The organism is Burkholderia sp. AU33803 (assembly GCF_002223095.1).
Classification (GTDB): domain Bacteria; phylum Pseudomonadota; class Gammaproteobacteria; order Burkholderiales; family Burkholderiaceae; genus Burkholderia.
On the sequence record NZ_NKFJ01000004.1, the window covers coordinates 1,283,502 to 1,297,760 of the forward strand.

Below are 14,259 nucleotides of genomic sequence, written 5' to 3' on the forward strand. Positions count from 1 at the left end.
GCGAGTCGAGCAACGGCGCGCAGCACGTGCATCACGATGCCGAGTAATGCGTATTGAAGACGGCGCGCAGCGTCGATGAATCGGTCGCGAAATCGCCCCACAGCGGCCCGTCGTTCTGCGCGAACGCGAACGGCGTCGTACGGATCGACGCGAGACGGAAGCGCCATTGCGCCGCTTCCTGGCGGAAGGCGGTGAGCTGCATGTCGGACAGTGCCGTCTGCGCGCTCGCGAGCGTGACGAGCGGATCGACCGGATTGTTGGCGACGCGCACCTCGAAGTGCAGGTGCGGGCCCGTCGCGGCGCCCGTCATCCCGACCGAGCCGATGCGCTGGCCCTGCTTCACGGTCTCGCCCGTCTTGAGGCCGTGCGCGAATGCGGACAGGTGTGCGTAGTAGGTCGAGTAACCATCGGCATGATCGACGATCACGTAGCGGCCGTAGCCGCCCGGATCGGTGCCGACGAACGACACGACGCCATCGGCCGCCGCATCGACGGGCGTGCCGCTCGGCGCGGCAAGATCGACGCCCGTGTGGAACGCCATCGCCTGCGACAGCGGGTGAATGCGTTCGCCGAAGAACGAGCTGATGCGTGTCCACTTGACCGGCATCGTGAAGGCGGCGGCTTCGAGCGGCGAGCCGTCGAGCGCGTAGTACGCGCCGTGCTCGGCGCCCGGCGCGCGGAACCAGATCGCGCCGAACGTGCGGCCGGCGACGCGCAGTTCGAGCGCGGTGAGGCGCGGCGTGCCGTCGCTCGTATCGAACGCGACGCGGTAGTAGTCGCCGCGCTGCGCGCTCGCCCGCATCGCGACCTTGCCGCTGACGAGATCGCCAAGCTGGATGCGCACCTCGGGCGGCACGTCGAGACGGTTCAGCGTATCGGACAGCGTGAGCTCGATGTCGCCCGCGCGCATCCCGTGCTGGTTTTCTGGGGCCGCGAACTGGAACAGGTTCGCGTAGCCGAGCATCTCGTTGCGGTGCGCGCTGAGCGGCGCGAACAGCCCCGGCTGCGGGTTGCGGTCGTTGCGTTCGCCGGCATCGTTGCGCTCGCCGATCGTGCGGGCGAGTTCGCTCGTCACGAAATGCTGCGCGGTGGGAAACGGCGTGTCGGACAGCACGCGCTGCGGCAGCGCGGCCGTGCCCGAATCGACGGCGCCCGGCAGTTGCGACACGGCCGGCAGCGCGGCGAGGCCGAGTGCGGCGAGGGCGCCGAGCACGGCGGCCGGCACGAGCGCGCGCGCAATGCGCTGCGCGCGGCCGGGCGCGAAAGCATCAGGGGTAGCGGCAGACTTGACCAAGGTGTCCACATCCAGGAAAGCGGTTCAAAGGGGTGTGGGCGGGGTCCACCGGCGGCACATCCGTCGGGCAGCGACGGGGCGGGCGGCGGGCGTGCAACAAAACAGGCCCCGCCAGGGGCCTGTGTCGTTTCCGTTCGACCCAACGCGCGGGGCGGGCCCGCTTCGAACGGCGGCGTGCATGCCGGGTCGTACCCGGTTATCACGAAGACGCTAAAGAAAGATGACAGCGTCAGTCTACCGATGTTCCGCGAAACGTTAAAAATTTTAAAGGGGGTCAGCTCATTCGTTTCGCAGTGCGGTAAATCGGGTTAAATCAGCATTTATTACGACAAATTCCGTCAGTCCGGCAATTTGTGCGCGCGGCTTCGCAGCGCGGCGGACATGCGCACGGTGTCGAAGCCGGCGTCGAGCATGGCCTCGGCGTCGTTCCACAGGTTGCCGCGCAGCCGGTTGGTCCAGATCATCGACGCGAACACGCCTTCGAGCAGCGACACGAGATAGACGGCGGCCAGGTGCACGTCGAGATCGGCGGCGACTTCGCCGGCCGCGATCGCGCGGCGCAGCAGCGCCTTCGTGATCCGCAGCATCTGCAATTCGAGCAGCATGCGGCGCCGCTGCAGCGCGCCGTTCTCCTCGCTCTGCTCGCACTTCGTATAGAGGATCACGAGCACGCGCTGCATCGGGCCCGGCTCGCCGCATTCCTGCAGATAGTGCGACGCGGCGCGCCGCAGCGTGGCGAGCGGGGGCAGCCCTTCGCCCGCGTCGAAGCCTTCCGACGTGCGCGCGAACGCGCGGTCGCACATCGCGAGACACACTTCCATCTTGTTGCGGTAGTGGCCATAGACGGCGCCCCGCGACATCCCGGCGGCCTCGGCGAGGTCCGCCATCGCGGTTTGCGCCACGCCTTTCTCGAGCAGCACGAGCTCGGCGGCGTCGAGGATCCGGTGCTTGATGGCGAGCGATTCTTCGCGGGTCTTGCGAGCCATGTCCTGAAATTCCTTACAGTTCGCTGTCGTTTTATTGAGACAGTGTGACGGTCAGATTGAAACGGCGTGTATTTAATCAGTCGTGACTGATTATAATCGGCCACCCTGAGCCGCCGCATTTTATCGGTGGCGAACGATCCGAGGTCACACATGAATAACAATCGCTCCCTGTTGCGCCACCGACTGGCGCCGTTCGCGCTGGCGGCCGTGCTGGCCCTGGCCGGATGTGGAAAGGGCGACAAGGACGCGGCGCCGGAGGCCGCGAAACGGGCGACGGTCGTGACGGTGCGCCCGACGGCCGTGCCGATGACCGTCGAATTGCCGGGCCGGCTCGACGCGTACCGGCAGGCGGAGGTGCGTGCGCGGGTCGCGGGCATCGTGACCGCGCGCACCTACGAGGAAGGCCAGGAAGTGAAGCAGGGCGCGGTGCTGTTCCGCATCGATCCCGCACCGCTGAAGGCCGCGCGCGACGCCGCGCAGGGCGCGCTCGCGAAGGCGCAGGCCGCCGCGCTCGCGGCGAGCGACAAGCGCCGCCGTTACGACGATCTCGTGCGCGATCGCGCGGTGAGCGAGCGCGACCACACCGAGGCCGTCGCGGCCGACACGCAGGCGAAGGCGGACGTCGCTTCCGCGAAGGCGGAACTCGCGCGGGCGCAGTTGCAACTGGACTATGCGACCGTCACCGCGCCGATCGCGGGCCGCGCCCGGCGCGCGCTCGTGACCGAAGGCGCGCTGGTCGGCCAGGACCAGGCGACGCCGCTCACGACCGTCGAGCAGCTCGATCCGATCTACGTGAACTTCTCGCAGCCGGCCGCCGACGTCGACGCGCTGCGCCGCGCGGTGAAGAGCGGGCGGGCGACGGGCATCGCGCAGCACGACATCGCGGTGACGCTGCTGCGCGCCGACGGCACCGCGTATCCGCTGAAGGGCAAGCTGCTGTTCAGCGATCTCGCGGTCGATCCGACCACCGACACCGTCGCGATGCGCGCGCTGTTCCCGAATCCGGAGCGTGAGCTGCTGCCGGGCGCGTATGTGCGGATCGCGCTCGACACGGCGGTCGACCAGCGGGCGATCCTCGTGCCGCGCGATGCGCTGCTGCGCACGGCCGACCGCACGTCGGTGCGGGTCGTCGGTACGAACGGCAAGGTCAAGGACGTCGAGGTCACGGCCGACCAGATGAGCGGCCATGACTGGCGCATCACGCGCGGCCTCGCGGGCGGCGAGCGCGTGATCGTCGACAACGCCGCGCAGTTCGCGCCCGACACGGACGTCAAGCCCGTCGAGCAGGCGCCGCCGTCGAAGGCGGTGCCGGCAGCGGCCGCTTCGCAGGCGGCCGCCCGTCAAACCTGACTGGTCAACACCACACCACCATGGCACGTTTCTTCATCGATCGCCCCGTCTTCGCGTGGGTGATCGCAATTTTCATCATGCTGGGCGGCGCATTCGCGATCCGCGCGCTGCCCGTTGCGCAGTACCCGGACATCGCACCGCCCGTCGTCAGCCTCTATGCGACGTACCCGGGCGCGTCCGCGCAGGTCGTCGAGGAATCGGTGACCGCGCTGATCGAGCGCGAAATGAACGGCGCGCCGGGGCTGATGTACACGTCGGCCACCAGCAGCGCCGGGATGGCGTCGCTGTACCTGACGTTCAAGCAGGGCGTGAACGCCGATCTCGCGGCCGTCGAAGTGCAGAACCGGCTGAAGACGGTCGAGGCGCGGCTGCCGGAACCGGTGCGACGCGACGGCATCCAGGTCGAGAAAGCCGCCGACAACATCCAGCTCGTGGTGTCGCTGACGTCCGACGACGGGCGGATGACCGCCGTGCAGCTCGGCGAATATGCGTCGGCGAACGTCGTGCAGGCGCTGCGTCGCGTCGAGGGCGTCGGCAAGGTGCAGGTCTGGGGCACCGAGTACGCGATGCGGATCTGGCCCGACCCGGTGAAGATGGCCGGTCACGGCCTCACCGCGTCGGATATCGCATCGGCCGTGCGTGCGCACAACGCGCGCGTGACGATCGGCGACATCGGCCGCTCCGCGGTGCCGGAAAGCGCGCCGATCGCGGCGACCGTGCTCGCCGACGCGCCGCTGAAGACGCCGGCCGATTTCGGCGCGATCGCGCTGCGCACGCAGGCCGACGGCGCGGCGCTTTACCTGCGCGACGTCGCACGCATCGAGTTCGGCGGCAACGACTACAACTATCCGTCGTACGTGAACGGCAAGGTCGCGACCGGGATGGGGATCAAGCTCGCGCCGGGCTCGAACGCGGTCTCCACCGAGAAGCGCGTGCGCGCGACGATGGACGAGCTGTCCGCGTATTTCCCGCCGGGCGTGAAGTACCAGATCCCGTTCGAGACGTCGTCGTTCGTGCGCGTATCGATGAACAAGGTCGTCACGACGCTGATCGAGGCCGGCGTGCTCGTGTTCCTCGTGATGTTCCTGTTCATGCAGAACCTGCGTGCGACGCTGATCCCGACGCTCGTCGTGCCGGTCGCGCTCGCGGGCACGTTCGGCGTGATGTATGCGGCCGGTTTCTCGATCAACGTGCTGACGATGTTCGGGATGGTGCTCGCGATCGGCATCCTCGTCGACGATGCGATCGTCGTGGTCGAGAACGTCGAGCGGCTGATGGTCGAGGAGCGGCTCGGGCCTTACGACGCGACCGTCAAGGCGATGAAGCAGATCAGCGGCGCGATCATCGGGATCACCGTGGTGCTGACGTCGGTGTTCCTGCCGATGGCGTTCTTCGGCGGCGCGGTGGGCAACATCTACCGGCAGTTCGCGCTGTCGCTCGCGGTGTCGATCGGCTTCTCGGCCTTCCTTGCGCTGTCGCTGACGCCCGCGCTGTGCGCGACGCTGCTCAAGCCCGTGTCGGGCGACCACCACGAGAAGCGCGGCTTCTTCGGCTGGTTCAACCGCTTCGTCGCGAACGCGACGCAGCGCTATGCGACGCGCGTCGGCGCGATGCTGAAGAAGCCGGTGCGCTGGCTCGTCGTGTACGGCGCGCTGACCGGCGCGGCGGCACTGATGCTCACGCAACTGCCGACCGCGTTCCTGCCGGACGAGGACCAGGGCAACTTCATGGTGATGGTGATCCGGCCGCAAGGCACGCCGCTCGCGGAAACGATGCAGAGCGTGCGGGAAGTCGAGTCGGCCATCCGCCGCGATGAGCCGATCGCGTTCACGTATGCGCTCGGCGGCTTCAACCTGTACGGCGAAGGCCCGAACGGCGGGATGATCTACGTCACGCTGAAGAACTGGAAGGAGCGCAAGAACGAAGACGCGCACGTGCAGGCGATCATCGCGCGCATCAACGAGCGCTTCGCGAGCACGCCGAACACGACGGTGTTCGCGATGAATTCGCCGGCGCTGCCCGATCTCGGCTCGTCGAGCGGTTTCGACTTCCGGCTGCAGAACCGCGGCGGGCTCGACTACGCGACGTTCAGCGCCGCGCGCGAGCAGTTGCTCGAAACGGGCCGCAAGGATCCGGCGTTGACCGACCTGATGTTCGCCGGCACGCAGGACGCGCCGCAGCTGAAGCTCGACATCGATCGCGCGAAGGCGTCCGCGCTCGGCGTGTCGATGGACGAGATCAACACGACGCTCGCGGTGATGTTCGGCTCCGACTATATCGGCGACTTCATGCACGGCACGCAGGTGCGGCGCGTGATCGTGCAGGCCGACGGGCTGCACCGGCTCGATCCGGACGACGTGAAGAAGCTGCGCGTGCGCAACACGCGCGGCGAGATGGTGCCGCTCGCGGCGTTCGCGACGCTGCACTGGACGCTCGGGCCGCCGCAGCTCACGCGCTACAACGGCTTTCCGTCGTTCACGATCAACGGCTCGGCCGCGGCAGGCCACAGCAGCGGCGAGGCGATGACCGCGATCGAGCGGCTTGCCGGGAAGCTGCCGGCCGGTACCGGCTTCTCGTGGTCGGGGCAGTCGTTCGAGGAGCGGCTGTCGGGGGCGCAGGCGCCGATGCTGTTCGCGCTGTCGGTGCTCGTCGTGTTCCTCGCGCTCGCGGCGCTCTACGAGAGCTGGTCGATTCCGTTCGCGGTGATGCTGGTCGTGCCGCTCGGCGTGATCGGCGCGGTACTCGGCGTCACGCTGCGGATGATGCCGAACGACATCTACTTCAAGGTGGGGCTGATCGCGACGATCGGGTTGTCCGCGAAGAACGCCATTCTGATCGTCGAAGTCGCGAAGGACCTGGTCGCGCAGCGGATGTCGCTCGTCGACGCGGCGCTCGAGGCCGCGCGCCTGCGGCTGCGGCCGATCGTGATGACGTCGCTCGCGTTCGGTGTCGGCGTGCTGCCGCTCGCATTCGCGTCGGGCGCCGCGTCCGGCGCGCAGATGGCGATCGGCACCGGCGTGCTGGGCGGCGTGATCACGGCGACCGTGCTCGCGGTGTTCCTCGTCCCGCTGTTTTTCGTGATCGTCGGCCGCCTGTTCGACGTCGGCCCGCGCCGGCGCGGCGGGGCACAGCCGGCGACGATGGAGGGTTCTCAATGATGTTTGCGCTCAATGCACGCGCCGCGCTGCGGGCCCAGGTTGCGCTGGCCGCCGCGCTCGCGCTGGCCGGCTGCACGCTCGCGCCGCGTTACGAGCGGCCGGCGGCGCCGGTGCCGGCGACTTATACGCCGGTCGACGGCAGTGCCGCGCCCGCGGCCGAGGTGTCGCCCGCCGACGCCGCGCTGCTCGACGACTGGCGCAGCTACTTTCCCGATGCCGCGCTGCAGGCGTGGATCGATGCCGCGCTCGCGAACAACCGCGACCTGCGGGTCGCGGCCGGCCGCCTCGAGGAAGCGCGCGCGCTGTACGGCGTGCAGCGCGCGGACCGGATGCCGTCGGTCGATGCGAACCTGGGCTATGACCGTACCCGCCAGTACGACCCGGTCGTGCGCGAGAGCGCGATCAGCGGGCTGTATCGCGCGGGCGTCGGCATCAGCGCGTACGAGCTCGACCTGTTCGGCCGCGTGCGCAGCCTGTCCGACGCGGCGCTCGCCGACTATTTCGCGACGGCCAATGCGCAACGCACGGTGCGCATCGGCGTGATCGCCGACGTGGCGGGCGCCTATGTATCGGAGCGCTCGCTGCATGAGCAACTCGCGCTGGCGCAGCGCACGCTGGATGCGCGCCAACGCATGGCCGCGCTCACGCAGCGCCGCTATGCGGCCGGCACGAGCGACGCGATCGAGCTGCGCTCGGCCGAGATGCTGGTGGCATCCGCGCGCGCGTCTCAGGCTGCACTCCAGCGCGAGCATGCGCAGTCCGTGCGGGCGCTGCAGTTGCTTGCCGGCGACTTCGCGCGCAACGTGCCGGATGACACGACTGCGCTCGACGCACTGTCGATCGCGCCCGTGGCGCCCGGCGCGCCGAGTGCGTTGCTCGAACGGCGGCCGGACATCCGGCAGGCAGAGGCACGGCTCAAGGCCGCCAATGCGCAGATCGGCGCCGCGCGCGCGGCGTTTTTCCCGCGCATCACGCTGACGAGCGACTACGGCTCGGTCAGCGATGCGTTCTCGAGCCTGTTCACCGGCGGCACGAGCGTGTGGACGTTCGCGCCGCGCCTCACGCTGCCGATCTTCGCGGGCGGCCGCAATCAGGCGAACCTCGACGTCGCGAACGCGCGCAAGCACATCGCGGTGGCCGATTACGAGAAGACGGTGCAGACCGCGTTCCGTGAAGTGGCCGACGCGTTCGCCGCGCGCGACTGGATCGATCGCCAGCTTGCCGCGCAACAGGACGTGTATGCGGCCGACGGTGCGCGGTTGAAGCTCGCCGAGCGCCGTTACGCGGGCGGTGTCGCGACGTATCTCGAACTGCTCGACGCGCAGCGCAGCACGTACGAGTCGGGGCAGGAGCTGATCCGGCTCAAGCAGCTCAGGCTCGCGAATGCGATCGCGCTGTACCGCGCGCTCGGCGGCGGCTGGTCGCCGGCGTCGGCGGAGGCCGCGGCATCCGCGTAATGCCTGTCGCCTGACGCAAGCGCGTCGGGCGGCACGACGGTGGCGGTGCGCTTCGATGTGCCGCCGCCGCTTCCTTCGATCCATACCGCTGTTTCGGCGATATCTTTCCCCTCACTGCCAGGCTGGCCAGGACGCTTTCATCCTGTAGCAACGCGCATGCGTGCGTTCCGGAACAGACGTCGTCGTGCGACCGCTCGCGTCGCCATTCCGCGCAAACGTGTGCGGGCCATTTTTCCTTCTTGCCCTGTTGCGATACAGACCGGATGGCGGGTTCCGACGACCGCTCATGCACGTGATTGACGATCCGGAATTGATCGATGAATTAATCAATATATTGGAAATAATGAGAGCGGCAAAGTGTCGCAGTAAAACGTTTGTATTCGTGTCGCAATCGTTTGCGCGAAAGAATTGAATTGATTGAATCGCCGGTTAATTTCCTGTTTGTTGAAAATGATTTGATATTGGCGTTGTCGTCCGGCAACGATGGCGGCATTGGACAATGCTTTGTCCTTTTCGACGATGATTTCTCAGGAGTCAATCCCAGCAAGGAGGAGCGGGATGGTTTCGGCTGTCGATCGAAAATATCCTTAATCTTCAATTGCTTCCGGAAAATAAAAAAGGACTGCGGATAAAAATTGAATGATTGTAAATCGACAGGAAAGAATGCGGATTTAGAGGGGTAAATCGGACATTGTCAGAAGCATTTGACAATGATTTACAGAAAACTTTCATGATTATCTCGATAATGCCGCCTCGTGTCGGACGGAAGCCACCATGCGCTGCCGTTTGTGTCCGCCACGTCAACTACTCCATTTGCAGTCCTTACGGGAAACGTCATGAAAAAATCCATCCTGACCGCTGTCGCACTCGCGGCCCTGTCGACCTCGGCCTTCGCAGCGGGCACCGGCACGATCAACTTCACGGGCGAGATCGTCGCGGGCGCATGCGGCATCGATTCGGGCTCGGTCAACCAGACCGTGAACCTCGGCAAGGTGCCGACCAACGTGTTCAAGCAGGCTGGCGACAAGTCCACGCCGACCAACTTCGACATCAAGCTGACCGACTGCGACACGAGCGTCGCGCAGAACGCGTACTTCACGTTCACGGGCACGTCGAGCGCAGGCCAGCCGAAGCTGCTCGCGACGATCGGTTCGGCGACCAACGTCGGTATCCGCCTGCAGGCAGCGTCGGGTGAATACCTCGACAACGGCGCCGAACAGAAGGCACCGACCGTGCTGCAGAACGGCACGAACATCGCGCGCTTCGCTGCGATGTACGAAGCGACCGCAGCCGGCGTGACGCCGGGTACCGCCGACGGCGTCGCGAACTTCACGGTTCGCTACCAGTAAGCCGCCGTACCGGGGAAGGGTGCGCGCACCCTTCCTCGTTCGCTTTTCCTCCTTTTTCTCCTTCCCTGGACTTCCGGTAGCGCCGCGTGCGAATCAGACATTCCTTCCTTTGCGTCTCCGTGCTGGTGGTCGGCAGCCAGAGCCATGCGACGGAATTCAATTCGTCGTTCCTGAACATCGACGGCTCGAACAACGTCGATCTGTCGCAGTTCTCGCAGGCGGACTTCACGCTGCCCGGCGAGTACATGCTCGACGTGCAGGTCAACGACCTGTTCTACGGGCTGCGGGCGATCGAATTCATCGCCGTCGACACGTCGGGGGCGGGCAAGCCGTGCCTGCCGCCGGAACTCGTCGCGCAGTTCGGGCTGAAGCCGTCGCTCGTGAAGGACCTGCCGCGCTTCCAGGGCGGACGTTGCGTCGATCTCGGCGCGATCGAGGGGGCGACCGTGCGCTACCTCAAAAGCGACGGGCGGCTCAAGATCACGATTCCGCAGGCCGCGCTCGAGTTCACCGATTCGACCTACCTGCCGCCGTCGCGCTGGTCCGAGGGGATTCCGGGGGCGATGCTCGACTATCGCGTGATCGCGAACACGAACCGCAACTTCGGGACGGGCGGCCGCCAGACGAATTCGATCCAGGCCTACGGGACGGTGGGCGCGAACTGGGACGCATGGCGCTTTCGCGGCGACTACCAGGCGCAATCGAACGTGGGCAATACGGCCTACGCGGACCGCACGTTCCGCTTCAGCCGGCTTTATGCCTTTCGTGCGTTGCCGTCGATCCAGTCGACGGTGACGTTCGGCGACGACTACCTGACTTCCGACATCTTCGACACGTTCGCGTTGACGGGCGCGTCGATCCGCAGCGACGACCGCATGCTGCCGCCGTCGCTGCGCGGCTATGCGCCGCTGATCTCGGGCGTCGCGCGCACCAACGCGACCGTGACCGTGTCACAGGCAGGCCGCGTGTTGTACGTGACGCGCGTGTCGCCGGGTGCGTTCGCGCTGCAGAACATCAACACGAGCGTGCAGGGCACGCTCGACGTCGCAGTCGAGGAAGAGGACGGCAGCGTGCAGCGCTTCCAGGTGACGACGGCCGCCGTGCCGTTCCTCGCGCGCGCCGGGCAATTACGCTACAAGGCCGCCGTCGGCAAGCCGCGCCAGTTCGGCGGCGCCGGCATCACGCCGTTCTTCGGCTTCGGCGAAATCGCGTACGGCCTGCCGTTCGACGTCACCGCGTACGGCGGCTTCATCGCCGCGTCGGGTTATACGTCGATCGCGCTCGGCGTGGGCCGTGATTTCGGCGCGTTCGGCGCGCTGTCGGCCGACGTCACGCATGCGCGGGCGAAGCTGTGGTGGAACGGTGCGACGCGCAACGGCAACTCGTACCGCATCAACTATTCGAAGCACTTCGACGGGCTCGATGCCGACGTGCGCTTCTTCGGTTATCGCTTCTCCGAACGCGAATACACGAACTTCGCGCAGTTCTCGGGCGACCCGACCGCGTACGGCCTCGCCAACAGCAAGCAGCGCTACTCGGCGACGCTGTCGAAACGTTTCGGCGATACATCGACCTATTTCTCGTACGACCAGACGACTTACTGGGAGCGTGCGAACGGGCAGCGCGTCGGCCTCACGCTCACCCGGGCGTTCTCGATCGGCACGCTGCGCAACCTGAACGTGAGCGTGTCGGCGTTCCGCACGCAGAGCGCCGGCGCAAGCGGCAACCAGGTCTCGGTCACCGCGACGCTGCCGATCGGCGGCCGTCACACCGTCACGTCGAACCTGACGACGGGCAGCGGCAGCACGAGCGTGAACGCGGGCTACATCTACGACGATCCGAATGGCCGTACCTACCAGGTCAACGCGGGCGCGACCGACGGGCGTGCGTCGGCGAACGCGAGCTACCGCCAGCGCTCGTCCGCGTATCAGCTGACCGCGCAGGCGTCGACGCTCGCCAACGCGTATGCGGCGGCATCGCTCGAAGTCGACGGTTCGTTCGTCGCGACGCAATACGGCGTGTCGGCGCACGCGAACGGCAATGCGGGCGATACGCGCCTGCTGGTGTCGACTGACGGCGTGCCCGATGTGCCGCTGTCGGGCACGCTCTCGCATACCGATTCGCGCGGCTATGCGGTGCTCGACGGCATCTCGCCGTACAACGTGTACGACGCGACCGTCAACGTCGAGAAGCTGCCGCTCGAAGTGCAGGTGACGAACCCGATCCAGCGCATGGTGCTGACCGACGGCGCGATCGGCTTCGTGAAGTTTTCCGCCGCGCGCGGCAGCAACCTGTACCTGACGCTGACCGACGCGGCCGGCAAGCCGCTGCCGTTCGGTGCATCGGTGCAGGACGTGGCGAACGGCAAGGAACTCGGCATCGTCGGCGAGGGCGGTGCGGCGTTCCTGACCCAGGTTCAGCCGAAATCCACGCTGGCGGTGCGGGCGGGCGAACGCACGCTCTGCACGATCGACACGCTGCCGAACCAGCTCCAACTCGAAGGCACGCCGATTCCGGTGACGTGCCAGACGCCCGGCGAGTCGCATGCAGCGGCCGCACGGGTCGAACGATGAATTCACGGATCCCGCGATGAAACATTCCTTCTCCCTTTCCCTTCCCCTTTGGCGGCACGCATGGTGCGTGCTCGCGACCGCCGGCGCGCTGTTCGCAGGCGCCGCGCAGGCGGCGATCGTGCCCGATCGCACGCGCGTGATCTTCAACGAAGGCGAACAGGCCGCGATCGTCACGATCACCAACAAGAGCGCGACGTACCCGTATCTCGTGCAGTCGTGGCTCGAGGACGCGAAGGGCAACAAGATCACGTCGCCGCTGATGGTCGTGCCGCCGCTGCAGCGCGTCGAGGCGAACGAGCGCAACGTGCTGCGGATCGCGAAGCTGCCGGGCACCGAGCTGCCGGCCGATCGCGAAACGGTGTTCTACCTGAACATCCGCGAAGTGCCGCCGAAGACGGATACGCCGAACACGCTGCAGATCGCGCTGCATACGCAGATGAAGCTGTTCTATCGCCCGAAGGCCGTGCAGCCGGCGCGCGAAGTGGACTGGACGCTGCCGATGACGTTGCGGGTCGATCAGGCCGCGCACACGCTCGTGTTCGACAATCCGACGCCGTATCACATCACGATCGTCAACCTGGTTTCGGGGGCGCAGAAGACGCAGGTGCCGCTGGAGCCGGTGATGGTGAGCCCGATGAGCAGCACGGACGTGCCGTTCAAGGCCGCGACGCCGTCGACGCTGTTCGTCACGCATATCGATGACTACGGTGGCCAGGTGGCGGTCGAGTATGCGTGTGAGGCTGCGGTTTGCAAGAGCGTGAAGAAATGAGCGGGGCGATGCATAAGCAGGGATCACTCGCGGGTTGGCTTCGCTGGGTCGTGCTCGCGCTGCTGATCGCGGCCGTGCAGCCCGCGTGGGCACTGCGTTGTCTGACCAACAGCGGTGCAACGTCGCTGACCGAGCCGGTTGGCGGGGTCGCCTCGTATCCGACCGACGCGCCTGACGGCTACGTCATCTGGGTGTCGCCGCCGCGCACGACGTCGGGGTATTGCTACAAGGACCTGGGCGACGACAAAAGCCTGAGCGTCATCGACAACATCTATTTCTACGCCAATCCGAATCGGACGGATCCCGCAGCATGGGGGCTCCAGATCGGGATCCGCTACAAGGGTGTCGATTACTTCGACCGGACCAGCGCACCGGGCGGCGGCGTACCGACCGGGTTCTGGGTGGATCCGTGCAAGCGCTCCGATTTTGTTGCCGGGCGTTGCAAGCGCACGCAGATCAGCATCGACTATCAGATCGTCATACGAAAGAAGGGCAACTGGATTCAGCCACCCAACGACATCTACACGGTGTTCCAGTTCGACGGCGAGGGCGGCCTGAATGCGTTCGGCACCAGCTTTCAGTATCGCCTGAGCGGCCTGCGCAATCTCAAACCGACGCCGTGCTTCGTCGACGTACTCGTGACGCCTGAACCGGGGATCGTCAACTTTGGTCAGGTCCAGTCGGTCGGCAACGGCTTTCTGCCAGCCGTGCCGCGCAAGCGCTTCTCGCTGTCGCTGACCAAGAAATGCAACGTCGCAGTGCGGGTCGACGGATATTTCGAAACGAGCTTTCCGGTCAGGAACGGTTTGCTGGTGCCTTCGAGTGACAGCAATTTCGGCATCGGGATCGAAGACAGCACGGGCAAGGCCGTTCCGTTCAACGAGCAGTTCACCTTGGCGCAATTCCCGTCGAACGTGATGAATCAGAGCGTACTGATGGACGCCGTGCTGAAGTCGTTCGGACCGCCAAAGATCGGCCGCTTCGATGCGACAGCGACGATCCGGTTGTTCATCTATTGAGGTCGATCGCAGCGTGATCGGGGCAAGCGTATCTGGACAGCGAATACCGGCCGATGTTATGGCAAGTCCGTCTCGCTCAGTCTGCGCTGCGCCCGGTTCAACGCAAATGGAGCGTTCCGACGCAGCCTGTAGAAAAGGCGCCGGTTTCCCGGCGCCTCTTGTCGTTTACCGCACCCAGCGGCAAACCTTGTGATGGTGATGCTCGAAGTGACACACGCGGTGCGGACGGGCTTCGGCGATCGCCGGCACGAGTACGGCGGCGGCGAGCGCCGCGACGGTCAGGGTTTTGAGTAGCGTCTTCATG

Annotated in this window: 10 protein-coding genes; 7 read left to right on the forward strand and 3 right to left on the reverse strand. The window is 66.4% G+C overall.

Annotated elements, in window-relative coordinates; translation table 11 throughout:
- Positions 1-31 precede the first annotated feature (31 nt).
- The gene (locus CFB41_RS08470; RefSeq protein ID WP_089456178.1) at positions 32-1,294 is read right to left on the reverse strand and encodes a M23 family metallopeptidase; all 1,263 of its coding nucleotides are present in this window, start codon (positions 1,292-1,294) and stop codon (positions 32-34) included.
- A 338-nt stretch (positions 1,295-1,632) separates the two neighbouring features.
- Positions 1,633-2,280, reverse strand: a complete 648-nt coding sequence (locus CFB41_RS08475; RefSeq protein ID WP_089456179.1) for a TetR family transcriptional regulator — start codon at positions 2,278-2,280, stop codon at positions 1,633-1,635.
- 150 nt (positions 2,281-2,430) lie between these two features.
- Here CFB41_RS08475 and CFB41_RS08480 point away from each other — a divergent pair, with 150 nt between their 5' ends.
- From CFB41_RS08480 to CFB41_RS08510, 7 genes are all read left to right on the forward strand, one after another.
- On the forward strand, positions 2,431-3,630 hold the full coding sequence (locus CFB41_RS08480) for a MexX/AxyX family multidrug efflux RND transporter periplasmic adaptor subunit (protein ID WP_089456180.1): 1,200 nt from the start codon (positions 2,431-2,433) through the stop codon (positions 3,628-3,630).
- Between the two features lie 20 nt (positions 3,631-3,650).
- The gene (locus CFB41_RS08485) at positions 3,651-6,788 is read left to right on the forward strand and encodes a multidrug efflux RND transporter permease subunit (RefSeq protein WP_089456181.1); all 3,138 of its coding nucleotides are present in this window, start codon (positions 3,651-3,653) and stop codon (positions 6,786-6,788) included.
- Positions 6,788-8,245, forward strand: a complete 1,458-nt coding sequence (locus CFB41_RS08490; RefSeq protein ID WP_089456602.1) for an efflux transporter outer membrane subunit — start codon at positions 6,788-6,790, stop codon at positions 8,243-8,245. Before CFB41_RS08485 ends, CFB41_RS08490 begins: the two co-directional genes overlap by 1 nt.
- An 836-nt stretch (positions 8,246-9,081) precedes the next feature.
- Positions 9,082-9,594 (forward strand): fimbrial protein, encoded by a 513-nt coding sequence (locus tag CFB41_RS08495; RefSeq protein ID WP_039358675.1) that lies wholly within the window; start codon positions 9,082-9,084, stop codon positions 9,592-9,594.
- Between the two features lie 119 nt (positions 9,595-9,713).
- The gene (locus tag CFB41_RS08500; RefSeq protein ID WP_089456182.1) at positions 9,714-12,167 is read left to right on the forward strand and encodes a fimbria/pilus outer membrane usher protein; all 2,454 of its coding nucleotides are present in this window, start codon (positions 9,714-9,716) and stop codon (positions 12,165-12,167) included.
- Positions 12,168-12,183: 16 nt separating this feature from the next.
- Positions 12,184-12,936 carry a molecular chaperone gene (locus CFB41_RS08505; protein WP_089456603.1) on the forward strand — a complete coding sequence of 251 codons (753 nt, stop codon included), beginning with the start codon at positions 12,184-12,186 and terminating at the stop codon, positions 12,934-12,936.
- Entirely contained in the window at positions 12,933-13,955 is a 1,023-nt protein-coding gene (locus tag CFB41_RS08510) for a fimbrial protein (RefSeq protein ID WP_089456183.1), read from the forward strand. The genes CFB41_RS08505 and CFB41_RS08510 overlap by 4 nt, the downstream gene beginning before the upstream one ends.
- Before the next feature lie 165 nt (positions 13,956-14,120).
- On the opposite strand, the gene CFB41_RS38075 is transcribed toward CFB41_RS08510, so the two are convergent.
- Positions 14,121-14,258: an HHHH-motif protein gene (locus CFB41_RS38075; RefSeq protein ID WP_179243633.1), complete on the reverse strand. Its 138-nt coding sequence runs from the start codon at positions 14,256-14,258 to the stop codon at positions 14,121-14,123.
- Position 14,259 lies beyond the last annotated feature (1 nt).

Excerpts from the sequence above, each read along its gene's own strand:
- CFB41_RS08475 (WP_089456179.1), bottom strand. The coding sequence starts at position 2,280 with ATGGCTCGCAAGACCCGCGAAGAATCGCTCGCCATCAAGCACCGGATC.
- CFB41_RS08510 (WP_089456183.1), top strand. The coding sequence starts at position 12,933 with ATGAGCGGGGCGATGCATAAGCAGGGATCACTCGCGGGTTGGCTTCGC.
- CFB41_RS08485 (WP_089456181.1), top strand. The coding sequence starts at position 3,651 with ATGGCACGTTTCTTCATCGATCGCCCCGTCTTCGCGTGGGTGATCGCA.
- CFB41_RS38075 (WP_179243633.1), bottom strand. The coding sequence starts at position 14,258 with ATGAAGACGCTACTCAAAACCCTGACCGTCGCGGCGCTCGCCGCCGCC.
- CFB41_RS08490 (WP_089456602.1), top strand. The coding sequence starts at position 6,788 with ATGTTTGCGCTCAATGCACGCGCCGCGCTGCGGGCCCAGGTTGCGCTG.
- CFB41_RS08480 (WP_089456180.1), top strand. The coding sequence starts at position 2,431 with ATGAATAACAATCGCTCCCTGTTGCGCCACCGACTGGCGCCGTTCGCG.
- CFB41_RS08495 (WP_039358675.1), top strand. The coding sequence starts at position 9,082 with ATGAAAAAATCCATCCTGACCGCTGTCGCACTCGCGGCCCTGTCGACC.
- CFB41_RS08505 (WP_089456603.1), top strand. The coding sequence starts at position 12,184 with ATGAAACATTCCTTCTCCCTTTCCCTTCCCCTTTGGCGGCACGCATGG.